Source organism: Arthrobacter bambusae, from assembly GCF_030812595.1.
Taxonomy (GTDB): domain Bacteria; phylum Actinomycetota; class Actinomycetes; order Actinomycetales; family Micrococcaceae; genus Arthrobacter; species Arthrobacter bambusae_B.
This window is the reverse complement of record NZ_JAUSSZ010000019.1, coordinates 1-14,579: the sequence shown is the minus strand read 5'-3', so window position 1 is coordinate 14,579 and position 14,579 is coordinate 1. Positions and strand designations below refer to the sequence as shown.

Here is a 14,579-nt window from a genome sequence, read left to right as displayed (position 1 = left end):
ATGCTGGGTTCGGCGGATTCGGCGGATCGCTAGATCAGCGCGTCCGACAGGTGGTTCGGAGTGCCGAAGCGGTGCGCGGTGATGCTGATGGCCTGCTCGTGCAGGAACGGCAGCATCTCGATGCGTCCGGCCGGGGTGACCGTGCCGTGGTAGATCGCGACGTCGGGACGGCCACCGGTCGCTGCGCTCAACGCGCTGCTGTCGCCGCCGATCAGGCGGATGCGGCCACCGTTGATGCCGGCCGCAGAAGCCAGCCATTCGGCGTCGTTCTGGATGCGGGTGCTCACGCTGAGGCCAGCGAACGCAGCGACGACAGCTTCGGGAAGCTCGACGGCGGAGGACACCGTGAGTGCCGAACCCGCCACTGCCCCCGCTGCCACGACGCGAAGCAAGTCCACGAGCTTCCCGCCCTCGGACAGGCGGATCGTCACAGGGACTGCCCTGTACCGGAACACGTTGCGCTCGGCGCTCAGGCCGGAAACGTCCTTGCGGGTGCCGAACTCCGTGGCCCATGCCTCGGCGTCGCTGAAGAGCGCCTTCTGCAGGGCCTCCGCGTCGCTCGAGTCAACGCCCGAAGCGTTCGCTGCCGCGAGGATCGATGCGGCAGCACCCTTGAGCGTGGCACCGCGCTTGGCGCCGGGCTCGGCCGGGAGCCAGCTGCCCAGTCCGACCAGGTAGTTGGGTCCACCGGCCTTGGTGCCCGCGCCCACGGCCGATTTCTTCCAGCCGCCGAACGGCTGCCGCTGGACGATGGCGCCCGTGATGCCGCGGTTCACGTAAAGGTTGCCGGCTTGGATGGTCTCCAGCCAGACGCCCATTTCATCGGAATCGAGCGAGTGCAGTCCGGCAGTGAGGCCGTATTCGATCTCGTTCTGGATGGCGATGGCTTCTTCCAAGGTGGACGCGGTCATAACACCGAGGACCGGGCCGAAGAACTCGGTCAGGTGGAAGTAGGAGCCGCGCTTGACGCCGAACCGGATGCCCGGGGACCACAAGCGGCCGGTCTCGTCCAGCTTCTCCGGCTTCACGGCCCAGCTCTCACCGTCGCCGAGGGTCGTCAACGCGTTGAGGAGCTTGCCGTTGGCCGGTTCGATGATCGGACCCATCTGGGTGGTGGCCTCTTCCGGGTAGCCCACCTTGAGCGAGCGGGCTGCATCCACGAGTTGGTTGTGGAAGCGCTCGGAGGTGGCAACGGAACCGACCAGGATCACCAGAGAAGCGGCTGAGCACTTCTGTCCGGCGTGCCCGAAGGCCGAGTACACAACGTCCTTGGCGGCAAGATCGAGGTCCGCATGCGGGGTGACGATGATGGCGTTCTTGCCCGAGGTCTCCGCAAGAAGCGGGAGGTCCTGCCGGAAGGAGCGGAAGAGCTCAGCGGTCTCGTAACCGCCTGTGAGGATCACGCGGTCCACGCTGGGGTGCGAAACGAGCTGGGTGCCCAGCTCGCGTTCTTCGAGCTGCACAAGCGCCAGCACTTCGCGCGGCACGCCGGCTTCCCACAGTGCGTCCACCATGACGGAACCGGAGCGGCGGGCCTGCTTTGCCGGCTTGATCACGACGGCGGATCCAGCCGCGAGTGCCGCCAGCGTAGAGCCCGCGGGGATTGCCACCGGGAAGTTCCACGGCGGGGTCACCACGGTGAGGTTGGCCGGGACGAACGTGGCGCCGTCGACCTTTTCCAGGTCCTTGGCGCGTTCGGCGTAGTAGTGCGCGAAGTCGATTGCTTCGCTGACCTCGGGGTCGCCCTGTTCGATCGTCTTGCCGGTCTCGGAGGCCATGACCTCAAGGAGTTCGGCGCGGCGGGATTCCAGGATGTCGCCTGCGCGGTGCAGGATGGCTGCGCGCTCGGCCGCGGGAAGGGCGCCCCAGGCTTTGCCGTGTTCGACGGCGGCGGCAATGATGCGTTCCAGTTCCTGGGGGTCGCTGACCTTGCTGTCTTCTACGATGTCGTTGCCGGCGGTGGAGCCCGGCACGCGGTCCAGGATGGCGCGGCCCCAGGCACGGTTGGCGGGGAGTGCGGGGTCCGTGTCAGGAGTGTTGGCGAAATGGTCCGTCGGCGCCGGCGCCGCTGGCTTATTGCGGTCCTGCGTGCGGTTGGGAAGCGGAACGGAGTCATCCAAGGCTGCGAGGGATGCCAGGAAGCGGTTCTTCTCGCGCTCGAAGAGCCCTTCGTTATCGCTGAGCTCGAACACAGCAGACATGAAGTTGTCCTGGCTGGCGCCTTCTTCGAGGCGGCGGATCAGGTAGGCGATGGCGACGTCGAACTCGCCTGGGTGCACTACCGGCGTGTACAACAGGAGGCTGCCGACATCCTTGCGGACGGCCGTGGCCTGGCCCGTTGCCATGCCAAGGAGCATCTCGAACTCGATGGCCTTCGTGACGTTCCGTTCCTTGGCCAGGAGCCACGCGAAGGCAACGTCGAAGAGGTTGTGGCCGGCGACGCCGATACGGACAGCATCGGTGCGCTCGGGGGTGAGGGCATAGTTCAGGACGCGCTTGTAGTTGGTGTCCGAATCCTGCTTGGTGCCCCACGTGGCGAGCGGCCAGCCCTGGATGGAGGCCTGGACCTGTTCCATGGGCAGGTTGGCGCCCTTGACGACGCGCACCTTGATGGGAGCGCCGCCGTTTGCCCGGCGGGCCGCAGCCCACTCCTGCAGGTCCTGCATTGCCGAGAGCGCGTCCGGGAGGTAGGCCTGCAGCACGATGCCGGCCTCGAGGTTCTTGAATTCCGGCTTGTCCAGGATGCGCTTGAACACGGCCATGGTGAGGCTGAGGTCCTTGTATTCCTCCATGTCCAGGTTGATGAACTTGGGCTTGGGGAAGGACGCGGCAAGCCGGTAGAGCGGCATGAGCTTTTCGACGACGTGGTCCACGGCTTCGTCGAAGGCCCACAGGGAATGCGGGGCCACGGTGGAGGATTCCTTGATGGAGACGTAGTCGACGTCGTCACGGGCCAGGAGCTTGAGGGTTCCCTCGAGGCGGCGGCTGGCTTCGCGTTCACCAAGGACGGCCTCGCCCAGCAGGTTCACGTTCAGGTGGACGCCGTTCTGCTTGATCTTGGCGATGGCCGGCCCGAGCTTTGCATCCGTGGCGTCCACGATCAGGTGGCCCACCATGTCGCGGAGGACTTTGCGGGCGATCGGGATGACCACCTGCGGCAGGACCGTGGCCATGACGCCTCCAGTGCGTACGGCCGCGCGCATGTACCAGGGCAGGAAGGCCGGGACCTTCGGGGCAAGCTTGGCCAGGTTGCGGCCCGCGACGGTCAGGTCCTCGGGGCGGATGACGCCGTCGACGAATCCCACCGTGAAGTCCAGGCCATTCGGGTCCTTAAGGACGCCGGCGAGGCGTTGCGCGGAAACGTCAACGGGCACCTTTGCGGCTTCGGTGAGCCAGTGTCGAACCAGTCGGATGGCCTCGTGGGCCAACTCTTCGTGGGGAAGTTCCTGATGCTCGGAGTCCGGGGTGGACGGTGTCCTGGCTTCGATGCTCGGATCCCGGGTTGGTGTGCTCATGCGCTTCGTTCCTTTGGTGCGGAGAGTGCTTTGTTTCCATCAGTATGGATCTACAATCAGATTAGGAAAAGCGATCTTTTCTGAAGAATATTCATTAGCTTTCACGACCCTTTTGGAGAGCCGAATGCTGGATGTCCGCAGGCTGCGCTTGCTGCACGAATTAAAGATCCGCGGAACGCTCGCAGAGGTGGCTGACGCGATGAAGTACAGTCCGTCGTCGGTGTCCCAACAGCTGACTTTGCTGGAGAAAGAAGCCGGCGTGAAACTGTTGAGAAAATCCGGCCGACGGGTACAGCTCACACCGCAGGCCGAGATCCTTGTGGAGCACGCGGCGTCCTTGCTGGCAACCCTCGAGCGGGCGGAGACGGATCTAGCCGCGTCGCTCTCCACCGTGACCGGCACGGTCCGGCTGGCCGTGTTCCAAACCGCCGCCTTGGCGCTCATGCCGGACTTCCTCACCATCATGAAGGGCGAGTATCCCGAAGTGCGCGTCGAAATGATCCAACGCGAACCCGAAACTGCGCTCTATGAAACCTGGGCCCGCGACTTCGACATCGTGGTGGCTGAGCAATACCCGGGGCACGCGGCCCCACACCATCCCGGCCTGGACCGGGCCACCCTGACCAGCGATGCCATCAGGCTGGCCACTCCCCCGATTGGCTTGGGGGGCGAATCGATTTCCTCACTCGCGGACACCGCTGCACTGCCGTGGGTCATGGAACCGCGCGGTGCGGCGTCCCGCCACTGGGCGGAGCAAGCATGCCGTTCCGCCGGCTTCGAGCCCGACGTCCGTTACGAAACCGCCGACCTCCAAGCACAAATCCGGCTTATCGAGTCGGGCAATGCCGTGGCCCTCATGCCGGACCTCGTCTGGACCGGGAGGACCACGCCAGTCCAACTACTGGACCTTCCCGGGCATGCCAAGCGGACGGTCTTCACCTCGACGCGAACCGCGGGCCGGATCCACCCGGCGATCCTTGCGTGCCGGGAAGTTCTGGAACGCGTGGCCGCGGAACGGGCGTAGGGGTTGCGGGGTTGTGGGGTTGCGGGGTGGCCGAGCTGCCGAGGGTCAGCACACTATCCGGGAACGCAAAAGGCCCCGGTCAAAGGGACCGGGGCCAAAACGCGGAGAATGGGGGATTTGAACCCCCGAGGGCGTTAACCCAACACGCGTTCCAGGCGTGCGCCATAGGCCGCTAGGCGAATTCTCCATTGCTTCTGAATCAAAAGCAGACTCCACTGTACCCGAGAATTTCGGCATCGCCCAATCGGGGCCGTCATGGTGCCAAGGGGGCCGCCCGTGCGCTTAAACGTAAAAATGGACGCCCCCAATGCGTCCATTCCTCCGGCACACCGTTGAGCTGCTGGGTCCAGCCCCTGAAACCAGGCCCTGCACCTCACAACCTTGAGATTGCCCCAATCGGTGTACATACCCATAGTCCGCCGCGTTCAGCCGTTTGGCAATGGAGATTAAAAACCGTCCCTTGACCTGTTTCTAAGCGACCACTGGGACGATGGTGCCATGAGCCAACTCAACGCCCTTGTTGTCTACGTCCCGGCATCCCACAGTAAAAGCTTGCTGGCTGCGATCGGCGATGCCGGGGCTGGCAGAATCGGCGACTATTCGCACTGCTCCTTCACCACTCCGGGCACCGGGCGATTCACCCCGTTGCCCGGAGCGCAGCCGTTTATCGGAACGGTGGGGCAAGGCGAAACAGTGGCGGAAATACGGGTCGAGTGCGTGGTTGAGGCGCACGTGCTCGATGCCGTAGTGCAAGCTCTGCGCTCGGCCCACCCTTATGAGGAGCCTGCATTCATGACCTGGCCCGTCAACGGCTGGCGATAGCCCCTCACTGGACATGCCCTCCCCTGCCCGCGAGCACTGGACATAATCCTGATATGTCCAGTCCTTGGCCCTCACAGGGGACATGTCCCTTGGGACGCTGCACCGCAAAAGGGACATGCCCATTTTTTGGGTCTCGCGGGGCGCATGTCCCCAAATTCGGAGGGCTCGATAACTTCGGGTAAGCTTATCGACGGCCCCTCATGTGGCGTCATCCTGTTGAACTCCCCCAGGACCGGAAGGTAGCAAGGGTAGATGGGCTCTGGCGGGTGCATGAGGGGTCTCTTATTTAAATGTCAGTCCCTATAGGTAGGTTTCCCCTGTGACTGTTACTACTGCTCTTTACCGCAGATATCGCCCCGATTCTTTCGCGGACGTTATCGGGCAGGAACACGTCACCGAGCCGCTCATGACGGCCTTGCGGAAAAACCGGGTCAACCACGCATACCTCTTTTCAGGCCCCCGCGGCTGCGGAAAAACCACGTCCGCCCGCATCCTCGCCCGCTGCCTCAATTGCGCCGAAGGCCCCACGGACACTCCTTGCGGCAAATGCAATAGCTGCGTTGAACTGGCTCGCGGCGGCTCCGGCTCCCTCGACGTCATCGAGATCGACGCCGCCAGCCACGGTGGCGTGGACGACGCCCGCGATCTGCGCGAACGCGCTACCTTCGCCCCGGTCCGGGACCGCTACAAGATCTTCATCATTGACGAAGCCCACATGGTCACCTCTGCCGGTTTCAACGCGCTGCTCAAAATCGTCGAAGAACCGCCGGAACACATCAAATTCATCTTCGCCACCACAGAGCCGGACAAGGTCATCGGCACCATCCGCTCCCGCACGCACCACTACCCATTCCGGCTGGTGCCACCCGAGCCCCTGATGCAGTACCTCGAGCTTCTCTGCCAACAGGAAAACGTGCCGGTCGCTCCCGGCGTACTCTCCCTCGTCATCCGGGCCGGCGGCGGTTCCGTGCGCGATTCCCTCTCCGTACTTGACCAGCTCATGGCCGGCGCCGGACCCAACGGCCTGGACTACGAACTCGCAGTCGCGCTGCTCGGATACACCCACGCTTCATTGCTGGACGACGTCGTGGAAGCAATCGCCGCGTCCGACTCGGCCACCGTCTTTCGGGCTGTTGACCGCGTCATCCAAACGGGGCACGATCCCCGCCGCTTCGTCGAGGACTTGCTGGAGCGCTTCCGCGACCTCATCATCGTGCAAGCCATGCCGGAAAGCGCCCAGGCCATCCTCCGCGGCATGCCTGCGGACCAGATCACCCGCATGCGTAGCCAAGCCAACAACCTCGGTGCCGCCGAGCTCTCCCGCGCGGCCGATGTCACCAACACCGCACTCACTGAAATGACCGGCGCCACCTCGCCCCGGCTGCATCTTGAGCTGCTCTGCGCCCGGATACTGCTGCCCAGTTCCGAGCAGACAGAGCGGGGCATCGCGGCCCGCATCGACCGCGTCGAGCGCCGCCTCAACTACGGGGGAGCACTTCCTTCCGCCGAAGCCCATACGTCCCCGGCGGCTGCCGCAGCCCCTTCCACTTCCGCCATGCCAACCGGCCGTCCGTCGGATCAACCAACGGAACGCCCGACGGCGGCCGCCAGTCCCGTTCCCGTCTCGCCGGCACCCGGCGCACCCATGTCCGACTCGCCCATGACCGGCGCAGCCGCGTCCAGGCCGGCGGAGGTGGCGAAGGCTTCGGCTCCGACCCAACCGGTTGCTTCCGTGGAACCGCCCAGGGAACAACTGACGCCGCCGCGGGTGTCCACTACTGATTGGCCCGTGGACGAAACCAGGCAACAAACCAGCCGCCCGGCTCCGGAACAAGCTGCACCGGCGCCTACCCAAGCTCCTGTGGCGCCACTAGCTGCCCAGGCGCCGTCAGCCCAAGCAGCGGGAAATCAGGACCGGCCCCAGCCCGCGGCCGCACCAGCTCAAACGCCTGCGGCGCACCAAACAGCCGGGCCAGTCCCGGCGCCGGCCCCAGCGCCCGCTCAAACGCCAGCGCAAGCAGGACCGCCTGCGCAAGCAGGACCGCCTGCGCCCGCAGGGCCGCCAACGCAGGGCTCCCGTCCCGCTACCGGCGGGGCCGATGTGGAGGTGATCCGGCGGGCTTGGCCCGAGATCCTCCAGACCCTGACCAAGATCAAACGCAGCAGCTGGGCACTGGTCGGAGCGAACGCGCAAGTGGCGCAGTTCGACGGCCAAATTCTGACTCTGGCATTCAGCACTGACGGCCTTGCGAGCGCGTTCAGCCGTGCGGACCATGCAGAGAACCTTCGCCAGGCCATCCACCAGACGATCGGCATGGACTGCCAAATCACTTCGGTCGTCGGCGGCAACAGCGCAGGTAGCTCTGAGCCAAACCCAAAAGCACCGGCTGACCCGACGCCCTCCGAAAGGGGTGGCACCTCACCGGCTGTGCCGTCAGATGTAGATAGCGAATGGGGACTTGGCGCTGCGGCACAACGACCTGCCGCCACGGGGACAGGCAACGCCAATACGGCACCAGCACCAACCACACCCGCAACAGGAACCGCAGCCGCACCAGCAGCAGCCGTACCTGCGGCACCTGCATCCGAGGCAGCACGCGCCCGGCCCGATTCCGCAACGCAGGCTCCGGCCCCGGCAGCCGCCCCGGCATCGTCAACCTCAACGGCTCCATCGCCCGCGATGGCCCCGCCGGCCCCGGCCGCCGACTATTCATACTCGGATGATGATTGGGGTCCCCCGCGGGACGAAGACGCTCCCCCTCTGGACGAAGAGCCGCCCATGGACTGGGCACCCGCAGCTCCTTCGGGCTTCACCGCCATGCCCACTGCCGGTTCCGCCGCCCGGGCAGTCGCGCCGTCGTCCGCCGCTTTGACACCAGCTGATTCCGCGGCGAACGGTGCGAGCGTCGCCAGCTCTGCGCCCATGAGAAATAGCTCCTCCCAGGCGCCTTTGGAGAAGAAGCCCGAGGCCTCTGATGATCCGTGGTCCAGGGCTGTTGAGCACGCGCCGGGCTCGTGGGTGGTCGGCACCGAGTCCAACGTTGGCTCCGCGGCCTCGGGCACCCCTGCCGACCGTGCCGGTCAGGCCACTTCATCGGGGTCAGCGACGCCAAGTCCCGTCTATGAACCTGCCGCAGCGCAGATGCCAAGCCAGCCGCAGGCTTCAGAGCCGGCCCCGGCGCCAGCAGCCGATTGGTCGACGACGTGGTCGGCGCCCCAAGCCACAGGCCCACAAGCCGCAGCCTCCATCCCGGGTGCACCGGCAGCGGGAGCACCGGCAGCGGGCTCGACGCCCGGAGGCGAACCCGCGCGTTCGGCCGTGGCACTCGAGCCTGCCCCTGCAACAGTGTCGGCGCCTTCGGGTACCGGAAAGCAGAGCCTCTACCAACGGCTTTCGAATAGTCCCGAAGCGATGGCTGGGCGCGAGAAAGCACCCGCACGGGCTGCCGTCGCTCCGGGCAGTGTAGTGGAAGACATCCCTAGTGCCGACGACGAAACGATCGAGGAGTCAGGAGTCTTTGGACGGGCTGCCGTCGAGCGTATTCTGGGCGGAAAGCTACTGGAAGAACGGTCGCTGGACGGGATGCGCCGCTAACAACCGGACGCTGTAACAGCACCCTGCACGGGCCCGCACGGTGTTCGGCGGGGAAACCTCAAGAAAGCACTTTTGCGAGCCCTCCGGTGCCCGCAAAAGGGTTCCACCAAACCGCGACGCCGCCGAACAGCAACGGCGTCCACACCAAACGAACGAGGACATTGTGTACGAAGGCGCAGTACAAGAGCTGATCGACGAGCTCGGCCGGCTCCCCGGCGTCGGGCCGAAGTCGGCGCAGCGCCTGGCCTTCCACATCCTTGAGGCCGATCCCGAGGACATGAAGCGCCTGGTCGCGGCCATCACCACGGTAAAGGAACGGGTGAAGTTCTGCACCGTGTGCGGCAATGTCACCGAGCAGGAACTGTGCAACATCTGCCGCGACCCGCGCCGCGACCCCTCCGTGATCTGCGTGGTCGAAGAATCCAAGGATGTCCTGGCTGTGGAACGCACGCGTTCGTTCCGCGGCCGTTACCACGTCCTCGGCGGCGCCATCAATCCCATCGCCGGAATGGGACCCGAGCAGCTCCGGATCCGGGAGCTCCTGACCCGGCTCAATGACGGTGCCATCCAGGAAATCATCATCGCCACCGACCCCAACCTTGAAGGCGAAGCGACCGCCACCTACCTGGCCCGCATGCTGAAGTCGATCGGCATCACCGTAACCAGGCTCGCGTCCGGCCTCCCTGTCGGCGGAGATCTCGAGTACGCCGACGAAGTTACCCTCGGAAGGGCCTTCGAGGGGCGCCGCAACGCCCTCATGTAGGCAGCACGCTTCCAAAAAACCCCGACGCCGTTGCGCACCATCATGCGCCGGAAGGCCGAGATTTGGTCACAATTCCCCCGGCCGACGTGCCCGGCGATAAACTGGCCACATAAGCCACGTAGCCGTGCCGTTACCTGGCCACGCAACGTATGATCCCCAATTGATGCAGTGAGGGTGCGCGCATGAGTTTGCCCACTACCGATGTGAAAACCGAAGACCTGATCGCGCAGGCTGCCAAAACCAAGCAGTTGATCGTGCAGAAGTTCGGTGGCTCCTCGGTGTCCGATGCAGAAGGCATCAAGCGTGTCGCCCGCCGCGTGGTTGACGCACAAAAGGCCGGCAACGAGGTGGTCGTGGTGGTTTCTGCCATGGGCGACACTACGGACGAACTCCTGGATCTCGCCGCTCAAGTCACCGATTCCGCTCCCGCCCGTGAAATGGACATGCTCCTCTCCGCGGGCGAGCGCATCTCCATGGCCCTGCTCGCCATGGCCATCAACAAGTTCGGCGCCTCTGCCCAGTCGTTCACCGGCTCGCAGGCCGGAATGATCACGGACGGCATCCACGGCAAGGCGCGCATTATCGACGTCGACCCCCACCGCATCCGTACAGCATTGGACAAGGGACACATCGCTATCGTGGCCGGCTTCCAAGGCATGACCCGGAGCACCAGGGAAATCACCACCCTTGGCCGCGGCGGATCCGATACAACCGCCGTGGCCCTCGCCGCAGCGCTCGAAGCGGACGTTTGCGAAATCTATACGGACGTCGATGGGATCTACACGGCGGACCCGCGCGTGGTCTCCACTGCCACGAAGATCGACCGTATCTCCAGCGAGGAAATGCTGGAATTGGCAGCTTCCGGGGCCAAGATCCTGCACTTGCGTTGCGTGGAATACGCTCGCCGATTTGGCGTGCCCCTGCACGTCCGGTCCTCATTCAGCCAAAACGAAGGCACCTGGGTCATGCCCAGCGCCGATGACAAGATCACGATTCAAGAGGGAGTTGCCTTGGAGCAGCCAATCATCTCCGGTGTTGCACACGACCGTTCAGAAGCCAAGGTCACCGTAGTCGGCGTCCCGGACATCCCCGGCAAGGCCGCCGCAATTTTCCAGGTCATCGCCAAGGCACACTCGAACATTGACATGATCGTTCAGAACGTGTCAACGCACGGGACCGGCCGCACTGATATTTCCTTCACCCTGCCCATCGTCGAAGGCGCCGATGCCCTCACCGCCCTCCGTGCGGCGCAGCCCGAAATCGGCTTCGAAAACATCGAATACAACGAGAACGTCGGCAAGCTTTCCTTGATCGGTGCCGGCATGCGCTCGCACCCGGGCGTCTCCGCCACCTTCTTCAAGGCACTCTCCGACGCCGGCATCAACATCAACATGATTTCCACCTCGGAGATCCGCATCTCCGTGGTTACGCACGCCGATCTGCTGGATGACGCCGTGCGCGCCATCCACAAGGCGTTCGACCTCGACGGCGACGCCGAGGCGACCGTCTATGGCGGCACGGGCCGCTAGGCGACCTCCGCCGTCGGGAACGAGCCGTCGGGATCTGAGTAATTAAACGTGAAGAACCGGAGCTCGCGCTCCGGTTCTTTGCTTTCCTGCGGCTTTGGAGCCGCAAAGGCCTCAGGCGGTTTCCTTGCGGACTCCGTAGTGGTGGCCTTGGTCGTCTGTTTCGATGACGAAATGCCCCAGGTCTTCTTCCGACGCCGTCTCGAAGTCGTCATGCCTGTGGACTACGGGGGCATCGATGTCGCCCCGTGCCGCCGGGCCGAACCAGAAGCGCAGTCGATCGGTGACCTTCATGAAACTATCGAGTGCATGTCCCACAATTCCCACCTCCTTCCCCGCTGCGAGGTCCAGCCGTGCGGTTGGAACTGAGTGGTTCAGTGAGGCCAATTTTACGCCCGCAAGCCGTAAAAGGCCCGGGCTGACGCCATCGAGGCGGGGCGTGAGTAAATTAGCGAAGGGACCTGTCGGCAGGGTTCTTTGGCACCACGTAGGTGGTGCCGTCGGGCCTGCGGATGGTCTCCCACTGTTGCGCTTCGGCTTGGCGCCGCGCGAGGAGGCGCTTGTTCTCCTCGGTCATTTCATGATCCAGGGAACTGCTGTGCGCTGGCCCGAAAATGATCCGCAGCCTGCCGGTTGCACGCATGAATCTCTGGGTCATGGTCTCTTTGGCCACCGGGTCTACCCTCTCTCAAAAGGATGATGTGAGTTAAGAGTACACTAATAATTAGTGCACTAACTATTGATCGGCACCGCCCGGTCGCCCACATGGAACGGAGTAAGCCATGGCTGCCGCAGGCACACCCAGCGCCCCTGAAACCACCGCCCCGGCGGAAGACGACCTTCTGCTCGAGCGCCAATTGTGCTTCGCCCTGACGGTGGCGTCGCGAAGCGTGGTTGGCGTCTACAAACCGGTGCTTGAGAAAATGGGGCTGACCCATCCGCAGTACCTCGTGATGCTTGCCCTATGGGAACGCAGCCCGCGCACACTCAAGGAGATCAGCGACGCCCTCCTGCACGAGCCAGCCACCCTTTCACCGATCCTGCGCCGGCTCGAAGAAGCCGGATTCGTGACCCGCAACCGCGTCCACGGGAATGAAAGGGCCTTGGCCATCACCTTGACGGAGGCAGGCGCCGCGCTCAGGCAACAGGCCACGGCCGTTCCGGGAACCATCATGGAGCGGCTCCAGCTGACCCGGGCCGAAGTAGCTGAACTGCACCGGGCAATGACCGGGCTCATCGCGGCCACGCAGCAACCGATTACCGGCACGGGCGATAAACTGGCATAAATCAAGGAGAAACCCATGCGCCTGCGAATAGTCCGGTCCGTGCTGGCCGTCCTCGCCGTCGCTGGGCTTGCCGCCTGCACGGGCCCCGGAGGCAGCTCGCCCAGCACTTCGGCGACCGGTAGCAGCACCTCCTCGTCGCCGTCGAGCAGCCCCACCGGACTTTTGCCCGACGAAACGGCCTCTCCCAGCGGCAAACCGACCCCGTCGTTCTCCCCCACCGCGCCCAGCTCCCCCAGCCGCGGAGACGCCGAGCTTTCCATCATCGTCAAGCTCTCCCCCACGGCAGCCCCTGAAAGCTACACGCTCGTCTGCACCGGCGGCGTCCCCGCCGCGGAAAGCCACCACCCCACCGCAGCCGCTTCGTGTGCAGCACTCAAGAACAACCCCGCCCTCCTCACACGCGCGCCGCGCCCCAGCGACCAGGTCTGCGACCAGCGTTACGGCGGACCCCAGACGGCAATAGTCACCGGGGCTGTCGATGGCGTGGGCGTCGAGTCCTCCTACAAACTGACTGACGGCTGCGAAATTTCCGCATGGGCCGCCGTCGCCGACATCCTTGGTTCCAGCGGTGCCGGAGCCTAAGTACAAGCACCTCCCGCAAGAGAAATGGCTCGCGCTGGAGGCTGCCCACCACGCCCGCGTCGAGCGTTACGCCAAGCCGTACTTGGCCCGTCGCTCCGCAGGCCGGAAACATCCGGTCGAGGACTTCCTCTTCACCTACTACACCCAGAAGCCCGGCCAGCTGCTGCGCTGGCACCCGGGTGACGGCGTCGTCCTCTCCGGCCCCAAAGCCGCCGAGCGGGCAGCGTGGAAGTATTACCGAATGCTCGACGACGGCGCGCTGGCGGCCGTCGGACTGCCCGCCGGCACCGTTGCGGTGACCTTCGATCGCCGCCGGTTCCTGTCCGACCGCACCGAGGCCGTCCGCTTCGCGGGCATCATCCTCCGGGGAACCGTTGCGCGGGCGGCCCAATTTGGTTGCTTCGGACTGCACGAGTGGGCCATGGTCTACCGCCAGGACAAGTTCGATCTCCGCCATGAGTACCTCAAGCTGCGGCTCGGTTCCGAAGGCACAGACACCGTGGTGGAAAACAACCGGATCCGCTGTTCACACTTCGACGCCTTCCGTTTCTACACTCCGGACGCCATCCCGCTCAACGAGCTCACCCCCACGCGGGACAACCAACGCATCATGGAGCAGCCCGGCTGCCTGCACGCCAACATGGACCTGTATAAATGGGCGTACAAATTGACGCCGGCTCTGCCGAGCGAACTCGTGATGGACTGCTTCGAACTGTCGTGGCGGATCCGGACCATGGACATGCAGGCCTCGCCCTACGATCTTGAAGAGTGGGGATATCCGGCCATCAGGATCGAGACACCGCAAGGCAAGGCCGAGTACGTTGAGTATCAGCGGGCATTCGCCGCCGAAGCCCAAGCGCTCCGCGGGCGCGTCCTCGAAACCGTGCAGCCGCTTCTGGATCTCCTGGTACAAACACAGCCTCACGAAGGACAGCAATGACTTCAAGCACAGGAAAGTACGACGTCGAGCTCACCGTCACCCTGACGGAGTCACCAGGTGCCGTGGACCATGAGTTCGTCCTGCTCGGCTCAGGCGGGGAAGTCTCCGAGGGCTCAACCCTTCCGGACCCCCGCGCGGCGCTTGCGGCCGTCGAACAATTCGGCGAAGAGATCTTCTTTCCGATTCCCCGGCCGGACCGGATTTGTACCCAGCAATACGGCGGCCCGCAGGTGGCCCTGGTGACGGGCCGGTTCCACGGGCGCGAGGTCAGCAGCCGCTTCAGCCGGACGGACGGCTGCGAGATCGCCCGATGGCGAACCATGGCCGCGCTCCTCGGCGGCACGTCGGGATCCACGGGAAACATCTAACCCGACGCCCGCTCACATCTGACCCTCCCCGGCCCGACGCCGGCTCACATCTGACCCTCCCCGGCCCGGCGGATTCAAGTGGTGGTTGCAACGCGTCCTTTATGCTGCTGATTCTTCCAGTATTTGTTCGAGGGCTTGCGCGGGTGTTTTCCAGCCGA

At 64.7% G+C, this 14,579-nt stretch carries 12 protein-coding genes, 1 tRNA gene and 1 other RNA gene; 10 read left to right on the top strand and 4 right to left on the bottom strand.

Annotation, left to right across the window (positions count from 1 at the left end):
- Nucleotides 1-29: 29 nt before the first annotated feature.
- Nucleotides 30-3,515, bottom strand: a complete 3,486-nt coding sequence (locus J2S96_RS18450) for a bifunctional proline dehydrogenase/L-glutamate gamma-semialdehyde dehydrogenase (protein ID WP_306866757.1) — start codon at nucleotides 3,513-3,515, stop codon at nucleotides 30-32.
- Nucleotides 3,516-3,639: 124 nt separating this feature from the next.
- Between J2S96_RS18450 and J2S96_RS18445 the strand changes: the two genes are divergently transcribed.
- A complete protein-coding gene (locus J2S96_RS18445; protein WP_306866756.1) occupies nucleotides 3,640-4,539 on the top strand; it encodes a LysR substrate-binding domain-containing protein in 900 nt (299 codons plus the stop codon).
- Between the two features lie 102 nt (nucleotides 4,540-4,641).
- On the opposite strand, the gene J2S96_RS18440 is transcribed toward J2S96_RS18445, so the two are convergent.
- Nucleotides 4,642-4,726: transfer RNA gene (locus J2S96_RS18440), tRNA-Ser, on the bottom strand.
- A 311-nt stretch (nucleotides 4,727-5,037) separates the two neighbouring features.
- Between J2S96_RS18440 and J2S96_RS18435 the strand changes: the two genes are divergently transcribed.
- The 5 genes from J2S96_RS18435 to J2S96_RS18415 all read left to right on the top strand — a co-directional run bounded on the left by J2S96_RS18435 (nucleotide 5,038) and on the right by J2S96_RS18415 (nucleotide 11,248).
- Nucleotides 5,038-5,361 (top strand): hypothetical protein, encoded by a 324-nt coding sequence (locus J2S96_RS18435; RefSeq protein WP_306866753.1) that lies wholly within the window; start codon nucleotides 5,038-5,040, stop codon nucleotides 5,359-5,361.
- Between the two features lie 189 nt (nucleotides 5,362-5,550).
- Nucleotides 5,551-5,647: signal recognition particle sRNA small type (gene ffs, locus J2S96_RS18430), an RNA gene on the top strand.
- A 33-nt stretch (nucleotides 5,648-5,680) separates the two neighbouring features.
- On the top strand, nucleotides 5,681-8,956 hold the full coding sequence (locus tag J2S96_RS18425; RefSeq protein ID WP_306866751.1) for a DNA polymerase III subunit gamma and tau: 3,276 nt from the start codon (nucleotides 5,681-5,683) through the stop codon (nucleotides 8,954-8,956).
- Nucleotides 8,957-9,119: 163 nt separating this feature from the next.
- The gene (gene recR, locus J2S96_RS18420) at nucleotides 9,120-9,719 is read left to right on the top strand and encodes a recombination mediator RecR (protein ID WP_306866748.1); all 600 of its coding nucleotides are present in this window, start codon (nucleotides 9,120-9,122) and stop codon (nucleotides 9,717-9,719) included.
- A 182-nt stretch (nucleotides 9,720-9,901) separates the two neighbouring features.
- Nucleotides 9,902-11,248: an aspartate kinase gene (locus J2S96_RS18415; RefSeq protein WP_306866745.1), complete on the top strand. Its 1,347-nt coding sequence runs from the start codon at nucleotides 9,902-9,904 to the stop codon at nucleotides 11,246-11,248.
- A gap of 111 nt (nucleotides 11,249-11,359) precedes the next feature.
- Here J2S96_RS18415 and J2S96_RS18410 read toward each other — a convergent pair whose 3' ends face one another.
- Together J2S96_RS18410 and J2S96_RS18405 are read right to left on the bottom strand one after the other, a co-directional pair.
- Nucleotides 11,360-11,539, bottom strand: coding sequence for a hypothetical protein (locus tag J2S96_RS18410; RefSeq protein WP_306866744.1), 180 nt, complete (start codon nucleotides 11,537-11,539; stop codon nucleotides 11,360-11,362).
- Nucleotides 11,540-11,693: 154 nt separating this feature from the next.
- The gene (locus J2S96_RS18405; RefSeq protein WP_306866742.1) at nucleotides 11,694-11,903 is read right to left on the bottom strand and encodes a hypothetical protein; all 210 of its coding nucleotides are present in this window, start codon (nucleotides 11,901-11,903) and stop codon (nucleotides 11,694-11,696) included.
- Nucleotides 11,904-12,027: 124 nt separating this feature from the next.
- Between J2S96_RS18405 and J2S96_RS18400 the strand changes: the two genes are divergently transcribed.
- The 4 genes from J2S96_RS18400 to J2S96_RS18385 are packed head-to-tail and all read left to right on the top strand — an operon-like array spanning nucleotide 12,028 to nucleotide 14,421.
- On the top strand, nucleotides 12,028-12,531 hold the full coding sequence (locus J2S96_RS18400) for a MarR family winged helix-turn-helix transcriptional regulator (protein WP_306866740.1): 504 nt from the start codon (nucleotides 12,028-12,030) through the stop codon (nucleotides 12,529-12,531).
- A gap of 15 nt (nucleotides 12,532-12,546) precedes the next feature.
- A complete protein-coding gene (locus tag J2S96_RS18395; RefSeq protein WP_306866737.1) occupies nucleotides 12,547-13,113 on the top strand; it encodes a serine protease inhibitor in 567 nt (188 codons plus the stop codon).
- Nucleotides 13,100-14,053 (top strand): 3-methyladenine DNA glycosylase, encoded by a 954-nt coding sequence (locus J2S96_RS18390; protein ID WP_306866735.1) that lies wholly within the window; start codon nucleotides 13,100-13,102, stop codon nucleotides 14,051-14,053. The genes J2S96_RS18395 and J2S96_RS18390 overlap by 14 nt, the downstream gene beginning before the upstream one ends.
- Nucleotides 14,050-14,421: a serine protease inhibitor gene (locus J2S96_RS18385; protein WP_306866734.1), complete on the top strand. Its 372-nt coding sequence runs from the start codon at nucleotides 14,050-14,052 to the stop codon at nucleotides 14,419-14,421. Before J2S96_RS18390 ends, J2S96_RS18385 begins: the two co-directional genes overlap by 4 nt.
- The last annotated feature ends 158 nt before the right edge of the window (nucleotides 14,422-14,579 follow it).

Excerpts from the sequence above, each read along its gene's own strand:
- J2S96_RS18450 (WP_306866757.1), bottom strand. The coding sequence starts at position 3,515 with ATGAGCACACCAACCCGGGATCCGAGCATCGAAGCCAGGACACCGTCC.
- J2S96_RS18445 (WP_306866756.1), top strand. The coding sequence starts at position 3,640 with ATGCTGGATGTCCGCAGGCTGCGCTTGCTGCACGAATTAAAGATCCGC.
- J2S96_RS18435 (WP_306866753.1), top strand. The coding sequence starts at position 5,038 with ATGAGCCAACTCAACGCCCTTGTTGTCTACGTCCCGGCATCCCACAGT.
- J2S96_RS18415 (WP_306866745.1), top strand. The coding sequence starts at position 9,902 with ATGAGTTTGCCCACTACCGATGTGAAAACCGAAGACCTGATCGCGCAG.
- J2S96_RS18410 (WP_306866744.1), bottom strand. The coding sequence starts at position 11,539 with ATGAAGGTCACCGATCGACTGCGCTTCTGGTTCGGCCCGGCGGCACGG.
- J2S96_RS18405 (WP_306866742.1), bottom strand. The coding sequence starts at position 11,903 with ATGACCCAGAGATTCATGCGTGCAACCGGCAGGCTGCGGATCATTTTC.
- J2S96_RS18400 (WP_306866740.1), top strand. The coding sequence starts at position 12,028 with ATGGCTGCCGCAGGCACACCCAGCGCCCCTGAAACCACCGCCCCGGCG.
- J2S96_RS18395 (WP_306866737.1), top strand. The coding sequence starts at position 12,547 with ATGCGCCTGCGAATAGTCCGGTCCGTGCTGGCCGTCCTCGCCGTCGCT.
- J2S96_RS18385 (WP_306866734.1), top strand. The coding sequence starts at position 14,050 with ATGACTTCAAGCACAGGAAAGTACGACGTCGAGCTCACCGTCACCCTG.